General features: G+C 33.9%; 20 protein-coding genes and 1 pseudogene. 9 read left to right on the top strand and 12 right to left on the bottom strand.

Annotated elements, in window-relative coordinates; genetic code table 11:
• A partial coding sequence (locus ACJMLH_RS07560) for a hypothetical protein (protein ID WP_405276333.1) occupies nucleotides 1–843 on the top strand: 843 nt, incomplete at its 5' end.
• A gap of 8 nt (nucleotides 844–851) precedes the next feature.
• Nucleotides 852–1,733 carry a PhoU domain-containing protein gene (locus tag ACJMLH_RS07555; RefSeq protein WP_405276331.1) on the top strand — a complete coding sequence of 294 codons (882 nt, stop codon included), beginning with the start codon at nucleotides 852–854 and terminating at the stop codon, nucleotides 1,731–1,733.
• Between the two features lie 35 nt (nucleotides 1,734–1,768).
• On the opposite strand, the gene ACJMLH_RS07550 is transcribed toward ACJMLH_RS07555, so the two are convergent.
• From ACJMLH_RS07550 to ACJMLH_RS07520, 7 genes are all read right to left on the bottom strand, one after another.
• Nucleotides 1,769–2,611, bottom strand: coding sequence for a fumarate hydratase (locus ACJMLH_RS07550; RefSeq protein ID WP_405276329.1), 843 nt, complete (start codon nucleotides 2,609–2,611; stop codon nucleotides 1,769–1,771).
• Nucleotides 2,612–2,682: 71 nt separating this feature from the next.
• On the bottom strand, nucleotides 2,683–2,925 hold the full coding sequence (locus tag ACJMLH_RS07545; RefSeq protein WP_405276327.1) for a 4Fe-4S binding protein: 243 nt from the start codon (nucleotides 2,923–2,925) through the stop codon (nucleotides 2,683–2,685).
• Between the two features lie 6 nt (nucleotides 2,926–2,931).
• Nucleotides 2,932–3,432: a 4Fe-4S dicluster domain-containing protein gene (locus ACJMLH_RS07540; protein WP_405276325.1), complete on the bottom strand. Its 501-nt coding sequence runs from the start codon at nucleotides 3,430–3,432 to the stop codon at nucleotides 2,932–2,934.
• Nucleotides 3,433–3,444: 12 nt separating this feature from the next.
• Nucleotides 3,445–4,311, bottom strand: a complete 867-nt coding sequence (porB, locus tag ACJMLH_RS07535; RefSeq protein WP_405276323.1) for a pyruvate synthase subunit PorB — start codon at nucleotides 4,309–4,311, stop codon at nucleotides 3,445–3,447.
• 2 nt (nucleotides 4,312–4,313) lie between these two features.
• Nucleotides 4,314–5,459, bottom strand: coding sequence for a pyruvate synthase subunit PorA (gene porA / locus ACJMLH_RS07530; RefSeq protein WP_405276321.1), 1,146 nt, complete (start codon nucleotides 5,457–5,459; stop codon nucleotides 4,314–4,316).
• Between the two features lie 13 nt (nucleotides 5,460–5,472).
• Entirely contained in the window at nucleotides 5,473–5,715 is a 243-nt protein-coding gene (porD, locus tag ACJMLH_RS07525; protein ID WP_405276319.1) for a pyruvate synthase subunit PorD, read from the bottom strand.
• A 14-nt stretch (nucleotides 5,716–5,729) separates the two neighbouring features.
• Nucleotides 5,730–6,251, bottom strand: coding sequence for a pyruvate ferredoxin oxidoreductase subunit gamma (locus tag ACJMLH_RS07520; protein ID WP_405276317.1), 522 nt, complete (start codon nucleotides 6,249–6,251; stop codon nucleotides 5,730–5,732).
• Between the two features lie 290 nt (nucleotides 6,252–6,541).
• Between ACJMLH_RS07520 and ACJMLH_RS07515 the strand changes: the two genes are divergently transcribed.
• On the top strand, nucleotides 6,542–8,146 hold the full coding sequence (locus ACJMLH_RS07515) for a dihydropteroate synthase-like protein (protein WP_405276315.1): 1,605 nt from the start codon (nucleotides 6,542–6,544) through the stop codon (nucleotides 8,144–8,146).
• Between the two features lie 2 nt (nucleotides 8,147–8,148).
• Here the strand turns inward: ACJMLH_RS07515 and ACJMLH_RS07510 are convergent, their stop codons facing one another.
• Nucleotides 8,149–8,517, bottom strand: coding sequence for a hypothetical protein (locus ACJMLH_RS07510; protein WP_405276313.1), 369 nt, complete (start codon nucleotides 8,515–8,517; stop codon nucleotides 8,149–8,151).
• Nucleotides 8,518–8,640: 123 nt separating this feature from the next.
• Here ACJMLH_RS07510 and ACJMLH_RS07505 point away from each other — a divergent pair, with 123 nt between their 5' ends.
• The 6 genes from ACJMLH_RS07505 to ACJMLH_RS07480 are packed head-to-tail and all read left to right on the top strand — an operon-like array spanning nucleotide 8,641 to nucleotide 13,402.
• Nucleotides 8,641–9,495 carry an AAA family ATPase gene (locus ACJMLH_RS07505; RefSeq protein ID WP_405276311.1) on the top strand — a complete coding sequence of 285 codons (855 nt, stop codon included), beginning with the start codon at nucleotides 8,641–8,643 and terminating at the stop codon, nucleotides 9,493–9,495.
• A 1-nt stretch (nucleotide 9,496) separates the two neighbouring features.
• Entirely contained in the window at nucleotides 9,497–10,651 is a 1,155-nt protein-coding gene (locus ACJMLH_RS07500) for a vWA domain-containing protein (protein WP_405276309.1), read from the top strand.
• A 9-nt stretch (nucleotides 10,652–10,660) separates the two neighbouring features.
• Nucleotides 10,661–11,578: a TIGR00269 family protein gene (locus ACJMLH_RS07495; RefSeq protein ID WP_405276307.1), complete on the top strand. Its 918-nt coding sequence runs from the start codon at nucleotides 10,661–10,663 to the stop codon at nucleotides 11,576–11,578.
• A 4-nt stretch (nucleotides 11,579–11,582) separates the two neighbouring features.
• Complete coding sequence (locus ACJMLH_RS07490) at nucleotides 11,583–11,786, top strand: MoaD/ThiS family protein (protein ID WP_405276305.1); 204 nt, start codon at nucleotides 11,583–11,585, stop codon at nucleotides 11,784–11,786.
• On the top strand, nucleotides 11,787–12,647 hold the full coding sequence (locus ACJMLH_RS07485; RefSeq protein WP_405276303.1) for a damage-control phosphatase ARMT1 family protein: 861 nt from the start codon (nucleotides 11,787–11,789) through the stop codon (nucleotides 12,645–12,647).
• Between the two features lie 11 nt (nucleotides 12,648–12,658).
• The gene (locus tag ACJMLH_RS07480; protein ID WP_405276301.1) at nucleotides 12,659–13,402 is read left to right on the top strand and encodes a DUF1932 domain-containing protein; all 744 of its coding nucleotides are present in this window, start codon (nucleotides 12,659–12,661) and stop codon (nucleotides 13,400–13,402) included.
• On the opposite strand, the gene ACJMLH_RS07475 is transcribed toward ACJMLH_RS07480, so the two are convergent.
• The 4 genes and pseudogenes from ACJMLH_RS07475 to ACJMLH_RS07460 all read right to left on the bottom strand — a co-directional run.
• Complete coding sequence (locus ACJMLH_RS07475) at nucleotides 13,383–14,660, bottom strand: adenylyltransferase/cytidyltransferase family protein (RefSeq protein WP_405276299.1); 1,278 nt, start codon at nucleotides 14,658–14,660, stop codon at nucleotides 13,383–13,385. The genes ACJMLH_RS07480 and ACJMLH_RS07475 overlap by 20 nt on opposite strands.
• 25 nt (nucleotides 14,661–14,685) lie before the next feature.
• On the bottom strand, nucleotides 14,686–15,168 hold the full coding sequence (locus tag ACJMLH_RS07470; RefSeq protein WP_405276297.1) for a DUF308 domain-containing protein: 483 nt from the start codon (nucleotides 15,166–15,168) through the stop codon (nucleotides 14,686–14,688).
• A gap of 37 nt (nucleotides 15,169–15,205) precedes the next feature.
• Nucleotides 15,206–16,288 carry an archaeosine biosynthesis radical SAM protein RaSEA gene (locus tag ACJMLH_RS07465; RefSeq protein ID WP_405276295.1) on the bottom strand — a complete coding sequence of 361 codons (1,083 nt, stop codon included), beginning with the start codon at nucleotides 16,286–16,288 and terminating at the stop codon, nucleotides 15,206–15,208.
• 138 nt (nucleotides 16,289–16,426) lie between these two features.
• A pseudogene (locus ACJMLH_RS07460) lies at nucleotides 16,427–16,661 on the bottom strand (5,10-methylenetetrahydromethanopterin reductase); the annotation flags it as partial.

Below are 16,661 nucleotides of genomic sequence, written 5' to 3'. Positions count from 1 at the left end.
GCATTTGTTGCATTATTAACTTCGGTTATGGGTGTTGCAGGTACAATTATAGGTTCTGTCATCTCATCAGTTCTATATAATATGCTTACTGAGGCATTGGAAAATCCTGTGAATAAAACATCTTTTAACACAAGTTTCGAATGGGAAATTGCATACATATTTCCATTAGTAGTTATAGCTTTAATTCAATTATTGTTAATTTTAGCATTGCTTGCCGAATATGGTGTGCTGCCTTATACATTCATTAATGTTTACCTGTTAATTCAGGATTTGACAAATAACAATTTATACAGGCTTTTAGGAATAGCTTTATTGGTTATTAGTGTTTATCCATTAATATTGAAACCGGAGTTCGTAAAAAAGGAGCACGGAGGCATAATTGCATTAGTCGGTTTGATATTTTTAGCTCGTGGTTTTGTTGACCTGGGAAATTCAATAACTAACATTTATGATGCAGTATTTGTATATTTTGACCTTCCTATAGCTATTATAGCATTTGTATTGCTTGTAGTTGTGATGGCCAGGATATTATATTTGGCTAGAAAGTCTCATAAGTCCGAAGTAGTCAAACATTCAATTAATGAAGAACATTTCAGTCAGGAAAATATTCACAGAGTTCATCACTCTCCTAAACATGCGGATTTTGATTATAATGTTAAAAAGGAAAACATCCGTGTAAAAAAACATAAAAAAGTCAATAAACCACAGCAAAATGCTCAAAATAATCCTGATATTAAATTTAATGATCATGTAGGTAGTGAAAAGCCTCAACCTAGTATAAATAAGTCTTCAGGAGACATTCACTTCGAATCCAATGATATTTTAGACGATTATAAAAAATAGTTGATAAGATGGCTAAGAAAGATAAGACATTAAAGGAAATCCTGGATCTGATTTTATATGAAAATCCGTCCACTCAGGATGAAATTGCAGAAAGATTGGGTATTACCCGCAGATATGTTACTCAGTTATTGCAACCTTTGGTTAAGGATGGAACTGTAAAAAGAGCATATATGATTGATTTAAAAAGTTATGAGAAGTTCACTGAGTCTTTAGTTGATTATTCTCCTTCAAATACTGCTGGAAATGTTTTAATTAATGATATGTTGGCTAACATGGCCAAACATGTTCATTCTCAGCTTGAAGCGTCATTTGATGCAGTTGTTGAAAACGATGAGGATAAAGCAAAAAAAGCTTTGGAAATGGATTACGCAACAAACAATATGGTTGAAAAGGTTAGAACTTCTGTAGAAACAATTCTTAATATTGATAAACACACTGAATTTTCAAAATCTTTGCTTTATACTGAAATCGCATATGATTTGGAACGTATTGGGGATTATTGCGGTCATATTGCAAAATTTGCCATTAATGAAGTTTATCAAATTGATAAGGTTGTCATGAAAAATTTAAAAAAGATGTATAAAACCGCTCAAAGTATGATTCGTTTGGCTATAACTGCATTTATTGAGGCAAAAACAGAGCTCAAGGATGATTTGGTGGAATTAGAGGAATCGATTCATATTCTTCAAGCCAAATCAATTAATCTGATTGCAACTCAGATGGCAGAAAGTTCATTTGATGAAAAGGAGCGTTCGAACTATTTTATTTATTTATTCAGAGTTATCAAAGCATTCGAAAGGATGGGGGACATTTCTGTTGAAATGATGGATGTAGCTATCGAGTTTCATGATAATATTCCAAGGCCTACTACTCCTCGTAGCTTCAGATAAAAATTAAAAAAAAGGAGATAATTGATTGTATTCAATCAGTTATCATATATTTTTGTTGTTGCATGTCTGTCTGCCCAGCATTGTACGCAAACTCCTATCGGAAGGCCGGCAGTATGTGTATGTGCTTTTAAGATTTTTACATCAAGGGTGGTTGTTTTTCCACCAAGTCCCATCGGTCCAATTCCTGATGCATTAATTTCTTCTAAAATTTCTTCTTCTAGTTTTGCTATTTGAGGGTCGGGATTTCTTTCACCTATTTTTCCAAGCAACGCTTTTTTACCAAGTTTTAAACATAAATCTGAAGTTCCGCCAATTCCAACGCCTATTACTGTTGGCGGACATGGTTTGCCCTTTGCTTTTAGAACGGATTCAACTACAAATTCCTTGATTCCTTCTATTCCTTCAGCGGGCAATGCCATTTTCATTGCATTGTTGTTTTCTGATCCGAATCCTTTAGGTAATATGGTTATTTCCAAATAATCCTCGTCAATCAGTTCAATATCTATTGGGGGGATATAATCTCCAATGTTGATGTTGGTATTTTCACGTGTTAAAGGGTCAACAATGTTTGGCCTGATTGGTATTTCTTCAGTTGCCTTTTTGATTCCCTCTTCAATGCCTTCACGTAAGTTTTCAACTTCAACATTACCTAATTTGACAAAAACTACTGGCAGACCTGTATCTTGGCACATTGGAATGCCCTTTTCTTCAGCAAGTTCAATATTTTTTAATATTGCTTCGATATTTAATCTTGCTAGTTCATGTTCTTCAACTTTAAGCGCATCTTCAAGTGATTTTTTTACATCATCGCCGAGAACGATAACCGCCTGTTTGTAAAGTTCATAAACTGTATCTTTAATTGTATCCTTAGTAATCAAAATAATAACCTTTGTAAATTTAATTAATTATTATTTTGATTTTAAAATATAATAAATATTTTTAAAATTAGCTATTGAATTTCAATTATTCCAAGGGGGCACACATCAACACAATCCAAACATCCATTGCATTTCGAATAATCAAGAGTGATGGCTCCTCCGAATATATAAAAAGCATTATTTTTACAAATGGCTATGCAGGGGGCATCTGATGGTTGGCAATTCATACAAAATAAAGTTGGAGTGTCAACATTTGGTGTTTGTTGACAACTTCCGCAGGTTGTACAATCTGTACAATTTCCTATTTTAAACATAATTTTTTATTCGTCTAAAACAAGTCTTGCTCTTGCTTGACTTGTTAAAACGTGGACAATTCCACCTTTTTTGCTGTCAGGTTCATATAATCCTGCCATTTTAGCCAAGTATTTTTCTTGGTTTTTGGCTCTGATTTTTTCAGGATCAGCGACAGTAATAGCTCTTTTGGTACATGCTTTTATACAAGCAGGTCCTTCTTCTCTATCAGCACAAAGGTCACATTTTTCAGCAACTTTTGATTGGAAAGTCATTGCACCAAATGGACAAACCATTACACATAATCCGCAGCCAATACATTTTTCGGTATTGACTCCTTCATCTGTAATCGCTTCTGTAGGACAGATTCTTATACATGGTGCACTTTCACAATGTTGACATACAATGGAATAAAAGGAAGAATCATGTTCGATTATTTTTATTCTACTAGCGCTATGGACTGATGCACACATGTTTTCACAATTAAGGCATCCATCACATAAACTGCTATTTACAACAATACTTTCCATTGTTTTCCTCCTTTATAATCCTAATTCTTTACACTCTGCATCGACATATTTTTGGATTTTTTCAACGTGTTCTTCATCTAAGTGTTTGAATCTTTTTTGTGTTGATAGGTAATCTTTTACAGGTTTTCTTTCTTCAGGCCTGTAAGTGATTTCAAAGTTACCATGGTCGATTTCATATAAAATCCATGATCCGGTTTCAACAGCTAATCTGCCCATTTCAATTGTCTTTTCTGAAGGGAATCCCCAACCGGTTGTACATGGTTGTTGCAAGTGAATGTATGCTGGTCCTTTAGTTGCAGCTGCTTTTTTCACTTTGTTGACATAATCTTCAGGATATGCAATTGATGCGGTAGCCACATATGGAATTCCATGAGCTGCCATAATCATCGGCATATTTTTCTTAGGTTTGTCTTCTCCGAAACTTGCACTTCCTTTAGGTGAAGTAGTTGTACTTGCACCGTATGGTGTAGCTCCACTTCTTTGAATACCGGTGTTCATGTAAGCTTCGTTATCATAACAAATGTAGAGCATGTTGTGTCCTCTTTCCATAGCTCCGGATAAGGATTGTAAACCGATATCTACAGTTCCTCCGTCACCACCGAAAGCAACAACGTTCACGTCATCTTTTCCTTGAATTCTCAATGCACTTTCTACACCGGATGCTACAGCACCGGAGTTTTCAAATGCTACGTGTATGAATGGAACTTCCCATGAAGTTTCTGGGTATGGTGTAGTCATTACTTCAAGACAACCGGTAGCAGAAATAGCTACAGTGTTTTCGCCTAATGCATTAAGAGCTAATTTTACAGCAATTGATGCTCCACATCCAGCACAGCCTCTGTGTCCTGGTGCTAATAAATCTTTATCAGGTATATCCATATCTATTCCTCCCTAAGTCCAATCCAGGTGACATCATTTTCTGGTACTTTGGTTTTTTCATATGCTTCTATGATTGCGTCAGGGGTAATGTCTCTTCCACCTAAACCTGCAACAAATCCATAGATTTCTTTGTCAATTTTAACTTTCATATCAGCATAGAGCGCTCCACCAATTCCAAATGAGAAGTTTTTATCTATAACAGCGATTTTTTCACAATTTTTAACTGCTTCGTTGATTGCTTCAACAGGGAATGGCCTGTAAGCTCTAATTTTAAGTAAACCTACTTTTTCGCCTTTTTCTCTTAATTGGTCCACCATTACTCTAAGGGTACTGCAAAGTGAACCCATTGCAACAAAGATGATTTCAGCATCTTCGGTTTTGTATGCATCAACAAGACCATATTGTCTTCCGAAGATTTCTGCAAACTCATCGCAAGTCTTTTGGATTACTTCCATTGATTTGGTCATTGCAACTTCCATATCATGTCTTGCTTCTGTATAGTAATTTGGGTCTGCAAAGTTACCAATGGACATTGGTTCTTTTGGATCAAGAAATGCATGTTCTGGGACATATGGAGGTAAAAACTTATCCACGCTTTCTTGATCAGGAATTTCAACAGGTTCTACAGTGTGGGTTAAAATAAATCCATCTAAACATACCATTGATGGAAGTAAAACATCAGGATTTTCAGAAACTTTATAAGCCATTAAAGTTGTATCCAATGCTTCTTGTGCATTTTCAACATATATTTGTAACCATCCTGCATCTCTTTGTGCAATTGAGTCTTGTTGGTCATTCCAAATGTTTAATGGTGCAGAAATTGCTCTGTTAGCGTCTGCTAAAACAATAGGCACTCTCATACCTGCTGCAGCATATAAAATTTCATGCATTAACATTAATCCTTGTGAAGATGTTGCTGTAAATACTCTTACTCCAGCACCACTAGCTCCAACAGCAGCACTGATTGCACTGTGTTCAGATTCTACTTTAACATATTTAGCATCAATTTTTTCATCAGCAACATATTGTGCTAAGTATTCAGAAATTGTAGTTTGTGGAGTAATTGGATAAACAGGAATAACTTGTGGTTTAGCTAATCTTACAGCCTCTGCGACTGCTTTATTTGAGGTCATTACTTCTTTTACCATTTAATCACTCTCTTTATTCTTTTACCATTTCGATTGCATCGGAAGGACATTCGTTTGCACAAATTCCACATCCTTTACAGTAATCGTAATTTATATCATGTTGTTTGTTTACGCTGGAATCTGGACAGAATATAATACAATTATCACAATCAATACATTTTTCTTTATCTAAAATAGGTTTGAATGTTCTCCAGCTTCCGGTTTTGTTATTTTTACTATTACCTGGGGTTTTAATTACACATCCTATACTTACCATAATATTCACCCTTTTTATCCCATATCATAAGCTTTTTTAGTAGCTTCTACGTTTAGCTCTCCGATTTTGCCAGGGAATGTTTCCTTAATCACTTCTAAAAGTGAATCAATACTTACAGCTTGGGTTTTCTTAGCGAAATATCCTAAAATAATAGTATTTACAATGTTTCTGCCTAACATGTCTAATGCAATTCCAGTAGCATCAATACTGTAAACTTCATGTTCTCCACTGCCTTCAAATTCGGTAGTATTGATAGTTACTTCAGTATTGTCTTTGATTCCTGAAAATACATCTACTACATTTAATAATCCGTCGTCTAGTACTAATACATAGTCTGGATTATATACTTGATATCTTAAGTCGATTGGCTTATCATCAATTCTTGTGAAAGCCATGACTGGAGCTCCTCTACGTTCAACTCCAAAAAATGGAAAAGCTTGGGAGTAATTGCCGTCTTTGAATGCTGCTTTTGCTAAAATTTCAGCAGCAGTTACAGCACCTTGTCCGCCTCTTCCATGAAAACGAATTTCAATCATTATTTTTCCTCCATATATTTATCATGTATAATCATTATAAATTACAAAATATATAAATTTTATGTTAAATTTTTATTTTTGAATTATTTTGTTTAAAGTTTTTTGTTTTAATCTTTTGTTTTTCCTTTATTTTTTTAATAACTCTTTCAATATTTATTTTCTTTTTTTATACAGTTTATGAATCTCTTTTACAATAAAACAACATTTTTTAATAAAATTAATTTTTTTAAAAGATTTAATAATATTGAAGTAATATAATAATATTATAAAGAATTTGGTTGGGAAATTTTATGAAAGTTTTAATAATTACTGGGGAATTGGCATATCCTTTAATAAAAGATGTTGTTGCAGATGTAAAACAGGATATAATTGTCCATATTGCGGACAATACTCAAGTGGCTGCATTTTTAACACCTAGACAAATTATTAAAGAAATTAAAACCTGTTTTTCAAATCAACTGGATGAAATTGACATGATTCTAGTTCCCGGTTTAATCAAAAAAGGCACAAAAGAAATTACAAAAGAACTCGGAATTCCAACTTTCAAAGGGTCAACTGATGGTGCAGACCTTGCAATGGTTCTTAATTTGGTTGGAAATATTGACCTGTCAGAAGATAAACCTGCAGACAAACTGATTGAAGAAGAAAAACGAAAAGAAGCCTTTAAATTCATTGAAGAATTTGAAAATGATCAGGAAAACATCGAAAAACTTCTCCAGAAACCAAATAATATTCTAATAAGAAATCTCCCAGTAGGTGAAGATTTCCCGATGAGAGTTCTTTCAGAAATTGCAAATGCTCCATTCTTATCAAAGGAAGCTCTAATCAATAAATGCCAATACTTTGTTGATTCCGGTGCCGATATGATTGATATAGGTATGGCTGCCGGTGAGGATTTCTCCGATAAAATTCCTGAATTGATAGAAACATTAAGGCCGATTGTCGGTGACAGGCCTTTAAGCATAGACACACTGAATGCTAAGGAAATTAAAGTTGCAGCCGAATCCGGAATAGATTTTGTTTTAAGTTTGGATTTGGGTAACAATTCTGAAGTTCAGGAAATCTTAAAAGAAAAGGATATTCCTGCAGTTTTGCTTCCAACTAATTTTTCTCAAGGTAAATCTCCTAAATCTCCTGCAGAAAGGGTCGAAGCAATGCATCAATTAATAAAAGATACTGAAGGTTTAAGATATGTTGCGGATTTAATTTTGGATCCTGTAAACAGTTCCAGTATTGTTGAATCAATTATTGCATGCCATGAATTCCACAAACAGAATCCAGCACCTATGTTTTTTGGTGTAGGTAATGTCACAGAACTTATGGATGCAGATTCGGGTGGTGTTAATGTGCTTTTGGCAGGTATTGGTATGGAGCTTGGTGTAAGTATCCTATTCACTCCTGAAGAAAGTGGTAAAACAAGAGGAAGTGTTTATGAGCTTTCAACCGCCTCAAAAATGATGTTTTTAGCCAAACATAGAAAATCAATTCCAAAGGATTTGGGAATCAATCTGGTTGCATTTAAAGATAAGCATAAAAGAAATGACATAATTGAAAATGAATTGGATGGAGTTCCAGAAACCAGGCGTGAAAAACCTTTAAAATTCATAAGAGACAAAGCCGGAAGTTTCAGAATTAATGTTGATTATGGAACTACTGTAAAGGACAGCAGAATCATTGCCACTCATTTTAAGAAAAACAAGCCTGATTTGGTCATAGTTGGACAGTCTGCAAAGGAAGTCTATGAAGAAATAATAATAAAAGAATTAGTATCCAGAATGGAACATGCAGCGTATTTAGGTTCTGAACTTCAAAAAGCAGAAATTGCAATGATTACTGGAAAAGAATATGTTCAGGATTTTGAATTATTCAAAAATCCTGATGAATTTAAAAATTAGTTTTATTCAAAGTCTGAAGTTGGAGTGTCTTGCCCTGCTTGAGCTTGACCGCTGTCACTTTGACTTGTGTCTTGTACTTGATCAGCATAGGTGTCCGTTTGAGTACTTTGGGCACTTTGCGAGTCATCAACAGAGTAACTTTGTGAGTCGCTGCTACTGCTGGATGTATCTGGTGCAACTGCTCCAGTGTCTCTTGTAGTGGTGTTACTGTCTGTATTGTTCACAGTAATGTTTGTATGGTTTGTTGGTGTGATATTCGCATTGTCATTTGACTTAAATGAAAATCCAGTACCAGTTATTACAAGATATACTCCTGCAGAAAGTACAATAAAAATCAATAATATTATGATTATTGCATTACCTTTATCCATATTGTTTTATCCTCCTATAATATAATTAATATATACTCCTTATTAAAATATATATTTAATTACATAAAACTTATATTATTCTATAATATATTTATTGTTATAAAAATTTAAGAAGGTTAAAATTTGCAGACAGAAAACATTACTATTAAAGACATTGATAAATTACTTTTAGATTCTGAGTATGTTTCAAATAATGAAATATCAACAACAGTATATTTATCATTGTTTCTTGGAAGGCCAATGCTTATTGAAGGACCTCCTGGAGTGGGTAAAACAGAGCTTGCAAAAGTAATTGCAAAGTCTTTTGAGAGAGATTTTTTCAGAATACAATGTTATGAAGGGATAACTTTTGAACAGATTGTTGGCGAATGGAATTATCAAAAACAACTGTTGCACTTGGAAGCCGCAAAGAATGATTCAAATAATGAAAGCAAAATTTTTGCAGAAGAATTTTTCATAAGAAGGCCTCTTCTCAATGCATTTTTAAATGAAAATGATTCAGTATTGTTAATAGATGAAATTGATAAAGCTGATGAGGAAGTTGAAAGCTTTCTGCTTCAGGCATTGGGTGAACAGGAAATAACCATCAATGATCTGGGCACATTCCAACTTCAAAATGATTTAATTGTTATATTGACATCAAACTCACAAAGATCACTTCTTGACGAAACCAAGGACAGATGCTTATTTTTATATATTCCATACCCTTCAGTTGAAAGGGAAATTGAAATTGTCAAATCAAGAATACCTGAAGCTGATGAGGAAGTGGTTTCAAGTGTGGTAAAATTAGTCCATGATATACGTAACCTTAATTTGATGAAAAAACCTTCTGTTAGGGGAACTATTGATTGGGTCCGTTCAGTTACTAATTTGGGCACTAAAAACATGAATGATTCTCTTGAAAATAGTATTGGCGTAGCCATTAAAAATGAAAGTGATAAAAAAAGAGTCATTAAGGATGTTTTAAACAAGAGATAATATGATAAATAAAATTGCAAATTTATCAGCCCAACTTAGACAGGAAGGTCTGCCGGTAAGTATAAGGAGTACTCAGGCAGCGGTCAGAATCCATATGGAATTGGGTGAAAGTGATAGGCAGCTTTTAAAAACTGCCCTGATGGCAGTCTATGTAAAAGACAGGTATGACATTCCTAAATTCAATAAGGTTTTTGAAAAAGTATTTAAAATTGAAAAAGAACGAAAAATCGATCATGAATTAAATAAGGGGACTGCTTATAGTGGTAGAGGACCTAAATCTAATAAATATATAATCAAAAAACAGAATACTGCTTTTCAAAAAGTTCAAAAAGAGAAAATTAACAATGAAAAGTTAAAAATGCTGTCCGGCCAGCCTCTTTTAGATGAAGTCAAACAGCTAGAAAGAGACGGCGAATTGATGAATAAAGATTTAACTAAATTAAACAGATTTGACCCTAGAATGCTTGAAATTTGTCAAAGATTAGGGAAAAGAATTGCCAATAAACGTTCTAGAAGAAAAGTCCAGACACATTCACATAAAATAGACATGAGACGAACAATCAGGGCAAATATGAAATATGGTGGCGTTCCGCTGGAACTTGTAAACGCAAAACCAAGGCCTCATAAGAACGAACACCTGTTTTTAAATGACATCAGCGGATCCTGCGAGTGGATTAGCAGCTGGTTTTTCATGCTGATGTTTTCAGCCCAAACAGCATTTAAAAAATCAAGAACCTTCGAATTTGACAACAAGGTAATTGAAACAACACATGCTCTAAAAGAAGAATATCTCATTGATTCTTTTATAAAAGTCAAGGATATGAGAATTAAAAACATGATGGTTCATGGAACTTCAGACATGTATTCAGCATTTAAAATGTTTCAGGAAAAGGCCAAAATCAACAATAAATCTTATGTGATTATTTTATCTGACTGTAGGGACTGGGCAGGACCTAAAGTCAATGGTGTTCCGGCCAGTGTTGAACTTGTTGAAGAAATGGTAAGGGATGCTAAAAAAGTTATTATATTGAATCCGGAAGATAGAAATAAATGGGATGTTGTAGACAGCTGTGTGTCACTGTATAGGGATGCAGGAGCACAGGTATTTGAAGTCAACACTCTCAATCAATTGGCACAATTTGTAGAACAGATGTAGGTAATGAATATGCAATGCACTAAATGTGGTAATCCTAAAGTTATTTATAAAAGAGAACAGTCAGGTCAGCTGTTATGTAAAGATTGTTTCATTGAATCAGTAGAAAAGAAAGCTATCAAAACAATAAAAAAGGAAAAATTGCTTGACAAGGGAGATAAGGTTTTAGTTGCACTTTCAGGTGGAAAAGATAGTGTAACCACTCTTGAAATACTCAACAGTTTCCGAGAAAGGAATATTATAGATATCTGTGCTGTAACTGTAGATGAGGGAATAGCAAATTACAGGCAGGATGGTGTCGATATAGCAATTCGTCACGCTGAAAGATTAGGTATAGAACATAAAGTGGTTTCCCTTGAAGATGAATACGGAATCACATTGGATGAAATAATGCAAAGGGAAAATCATAAAGGTTCCTGTACTTATTGCGGAGTATTCAGAAGAACAATCATTAACAAGGCGGCACGTGATATGAACGCCACTAAAATTGCAACCGGACATAATCTTGATGATGAAGTCCAGGGAATTGTCATGAATTATCTTGAAGGCAATACCAATAATCTAACAAAATTGGGTGCAAAATCAGAATCAAAGGCAAAAGAATTCACAGTCAAAATCAAACCATTAAGAGAAATTCCAGAACGTGAAATTGGCCTTTATGTTGTTGCAAAGGAGTTGGAAGTTCACTTTGACAGCTGTCCATATGCAATGCAGTCATTCAGGGGTGAAGTTTCAGAAGTCATTAACCAGCTTGCCGAAAAACATCCTACAATTAAATATTCCACCCTAAGGGGATACGATAAGATAAAAAATATACTGAAAGATGAAATTGAAAGGGACTATTCACATGGAAGATGCAAAAGATGCGGCGAACCTGCAGCAAATGAATTATGTAAGGCATGTTCCTTTTTAGAAGAATTGGGATTGTGATAATATGTCATTCACTTTAAAATACAAACAAATAAATGAAAAAAGAGAAATACCTAGGCAAAATTACACTATTAAAGATTTGCTTGATGATTTAGAATTATCTGCTCAAACTATGGTATCCAAACAAAATGGAGAACTGGTTATTGAAGATACCATAATAGAAGAGGATGATGAAATACAACTGGTCCAAATTATTTACGGTGGTTAAGTGAAAATAAGCTATGAATGTGGGCCTTGCTTTTTAAGACAGGCCAGGGAAGCACTGGATTTATCAACTGATGATGAAATGCTTAAAATGGAGATAATTGGTGATATATTCAAATACCTCTCCGAAAATTTCTCCGAAGGAACCAATTCTAACAGTACTGGTTCCACAATGCATGCATTAATCAAACAAAAAACAGGCTGCAGAGACCCATATTATAAAGAAAAAATAGAAAGCAACAGGCTTGCCTTAAAATATTTGGATGATGTTAAAAAGATATTGGATGATGATGACAGTCTTGAAAATTATGTCAAGATAGCTATTATCGGCAATATCCTGGATTTTGGAGCATTCACTCTTGATGATGATATTGAAAGTGTGATTAAAAGCGCCCTTGAAAAGGATTTGGTTATCAAGGACATTGAAGAATTTGAAAATTCACTGAAAACTCAGGATAAGGTCCTCTATCTGGTAGATAACACTGGCGAAATAGTATTTGATAAGCTGCTATTGGCAAAAATGAAAGAATATTCATTGGATATTACAATTGCTGTCAAATCTGAACCGATATTGAATGATGCCTGCATGGATGAAGCATTGGATGCGGGCCTGGATGAGTTCGGAGAGATTGTAGAAATTGGTGCAGGAACTGTAGGGTATGTTGACAGCAAAATCTCAGATGAATTTAGGGAGATATTCAATAATCATGAATTCATAATTTCAAAAGGTATGGGAAATTATGAAGGGTTGACAGAAATTGATTTATCTGACAAGGACATATACTTTATGTTATGTGCAAAATGCAATACTATTTCAAGAGACATTGGTGTAAATCTGCATGACATGCTTCTTTTTAAGAAATAATAAGTGATTATATGATTATAGGCTTTATAGGTTTTGGAAAAGTGTCCGGAACTCTTTTTAATTTAATAAAATCAGAAAACATAACCTGCTTAACCTCTTTAGAAGAGCGATCCGATAAAACAATCGAAAACATTCAAAATTCAGACATCGAAGTTTTAGACTCTATAAAAGAAGTAGCTGTCAAATCGGATATTTTGATTGTAGCAACATCTCCAAAATCAGCCGTTAAAATCGCTGAAGAATATGGAAAATACTGCAGGGGGATTTACCTGGATTTAAACAATATCTCACCGGACACCACTTTTGAAATTAATAAACATGTTGATAATCTGGTGGATGGTGCAATAATCGGCAAAATTGACTCTAAAAACCCTATTTTATATATCTCAGGTGAAAATGCAGATGATTTGCTGTTTTTAAATGAATATATAAACATAAAGAAAATTAGTGATAATGTTGGTGATGTGGCTATATTAAAAATGCTTAGAAGCATTTATACGAAATCAGTTTCAACACTTCTCATAGAATCAAGTGAAATCGCCCACAAATACGGTCTTGAAGAGGAATTTTTTGATATCCTTTCATTAACTGAAGGAGATGACTTTAAAGAGAAATCCCTTTCAAGAATAAACAACACATTAAACAATTCAAAAAGAAAAAGTGAAGAACTGGAAGAAATAATTAATTATTTCGAGGATTCGGATTTGACCATGGTTAAGGCAGCTCATAAAAAGCTTAACCGATATCCACTTTAACCTTAAATCCTTTTTTAGCTTTTTTTATACTTCCTCTGACAGGAATAAAATGGGAATCCATAATGTATCTAAGGTAGGTGACTTCAACTGCAGGGAGTCTTAAATTAGTTTTAATCTTTTTGCCTTCGCTTTTAAATTGAACAGAGATTTTACCATTTTTATCAACATACAAATCAGTATTTATGCCTTCTTTTGTAATTTTTGTCTCAAATTTGGTTAAATTAAGACCTGCTTCTAAACTTGAAGGTGCATTAACATTAACGTTTTCGCTTCTGAATGTCTCATTTGCCTGGCGTGCACTCACTCCTTTTTCCAATTCGCTTGCAACATACCATGCTCTGTCAATAACTCTTTGTACTTTTTGATTATCTGGTATGACTCCTTGCGATTCATAGCTTTTCATCAATTCCATAACTTCTTTTTTAGTAACTTCCATTTCAATTGCGCTAATGGCAAGTCTGGTCATTACCGGTCCGTAATCTGATCTTCTAAAAACTGCCCAAATTGATTCGGGATCCCTATAGACTCTTCTTTTGATAATCTCATTTATTGTTCTTCCATTGAGATAAGCTATTTTTTCAAGATTTCCTCTGGAGTAGGTGTTCATTCTTTTATAAATGTCACTCCAGTTCCTATCCCCCGGAACTCTGCCGGCATCAATTTCACGTTGTAAAATTTCAACTGTAGTTTTCGGAAGCAATTTAGCAGTATCTTTTGAAATTACCATATCATTATCGATTATTGACTGTCTTATTAATCTTCCGGAGTACTTGTCTTTGTTAAACTCTTTGACGATATGGTATTTAAGTTTGCCTCCAAGAAACTCATTTATAGCATACCACCTAATCTCATTTCTATTTGTATAGCTTTTAGGCATTCCAACAAAGTTTCCCTCATCAATAAACTTCTGCGCTTTTGATTTAATCTCATCAAGGGAAATGCTTGCTGAAGTTATGTAATCAGTCACTCCATCATCAATCATCTGTTTAAGTCTGATTGGAACACTATATGATAAGACCAGTCTGTGGTGAAGTCCTTCAAATGATTTCACATCATCCGCTCCCAAAGCCAGTGCCATTTCACGGCGGGCTTCAAAATCAACAAAAAATGGTGCATGATTTGCACTGAAACCCTTATTTAAATAAACGACAACTTTTTTGTTTTCCTCATCAGCTATTTTACGAGCTTCACTAATCAATTTTGCATGACCTTTATGAACGGGGTCAAAATCTGCACTAATTCCAATCAAGATAAACACCAAAAAAAAGAAAAATTGGGATAGTTTAACCATCCAATAATTTTAAAATACCACTTATTATTAACCATAATCCTATTAATGAACCGAGAACAATCGGGTTAGAAACATATGTTCCGATGACTATGTAGAGCAAACCGAGAACTATTCCTGCTATACCAATATAAAATCCATATCTGGACTGGCGGTTGTTGATTAATGAAACGAGTCCAACAACTATCAGTGTGATTCCTGCAAGATATATTGTTATTACTGCTAAAAATCCGATTATGGCTATGTTGAATATTAAACAAAGACTTAATAAAAGTAATAGGGTACCTAAAATCAAATCTATTATTGCTCCACTTTTGTTATAATCAATTATAGCTACTCCAACAACAAGTAAATAAATTGATATTAATAATATTGATAAACCAATCAGAGCATGGACTTTAATAAGACCCATTGCCGGAAATATTATAATTATTAATCCAAGAATTATTGCCAATATACTAATAAATTTAGATTTCATTTTTTCCTCCTAATATTAATTAATTTTTTTTAATATTTTAATATAATGGAATATGCTTAATTTCAACAGTTGAGCCATTCATGTCTGAATTGTTAATCTGAGCTAACCATTCGCTTTTACATTCACATTCATATTCGATTTTACTTTGAGTCAAATTGTTAGCTATTATCATATGTTTTAAATCTTTATTACATTTTTTGCAGTTATATGGACCTCTTCTTGAACCGAAACCTGAAGTGTCCATAAGTGCAGGTATATCGAGCTCATCTCTAACTGTATTTATGATTTCAACACATGACCAGATCCACGGTGGTTGATAGGCTCCTTTTCTCCAAAAGCGCTCAATAACAGTTCCTCCATGGATTGTTGCAGGACAAAATGAAAGTCTGTTTACACCAATAGAATTGCAGTATCTTGCAGTTTCTATTGCTTCTGAGATTGCCTGTGATTCAGATACTAAAATAGGTTTAACAAAGATATATGCTTTGGATTTTAAGTTATATCCTTTTGATTCGCTAAGGCTTTGCATTAATTTAACTGCATCTTCAAAATCTTGGCGAGTAAATCCTTTATTAATTTTTTTAAGTCGGGTATAGTCATTAGATGTTTCAAGACCAATGCTCACTTCAAATAATGTGTCTCCAATTATTTCAAAAATCTCATCTAAAACATCCTCTTTAACATATTCAGGTCGTGATTCTACAATGATTTCAGTAACATTGCCCAAATCCATTAATGTTTTTAAAATTTCATCACGTGCATCTTTTGGAAGTTCGTAAGGGTTTAAAAAACTTCCTGATGCAAATAATTTTACAGAAATTTTATCCTCTTCAGATATCGGATGTCTCTGGAGGTGCTGGTTAAAAATTCTTAAGATTGTTTCTGTATCAATTGGTTCTAATGTACAGTCTGAAACATAGCTGCACATTGTACATCCTCCACTATCCCCAAGTGCCCAAGCACATCCGGGGGTTGGTAGGATTATGAATAATGTTTTTGCAACGCCATCATATGTTAAATCATCATTATACCAGCTTGCCCCTACCTGTTCGGGGGTTTTCGGATCTTTTCGCTCAAATGCTTTTTGTCTGATTTCTTTTGTTAAATTTTCAATTTCCATTATAATACCTGCAATATAATAATTATAATATTATATAATTAGGATTTTTTAATAATTAAAAATTGTTGTTAAAAAATAGTTAGTTAATAAGTTGTGTATAAAGGTCTAAAAAAATAAAAAAAGAAAAAGTAAGCAAGTTTAGAAACTTGCAATTACATCTCCTAATAATTTAATGGATTCTTCTACGTTTTTACCAACAGGGGATCCTGCTACGTATTGAGTTACACCCATTTCAGCTAAGCCTTCAATTTTTGGAATGAACTCATCAGGAGTACCACATACGGAGAATGCGTCGAGTGCTTCATCGGTTACAGCACCAATAGCTCCACCGAAGTCACCTTTAGCTAAGAATTCACCCATTTGGGTGTTGAAT

The organism is Methanobrevibacter sp. (assembly GCF_045116495.1).
Lineage (GTDB): Archaea > Methanobacteriota > Methanobacteria > Methanobacteriales > Methanobacteriaceae > Methanocatella.
The sequence above is the reverse complement of the archived record's forward strand: the minus strand, read 5'-3'. Positions and strand labels throughout refer to the sequence as shown.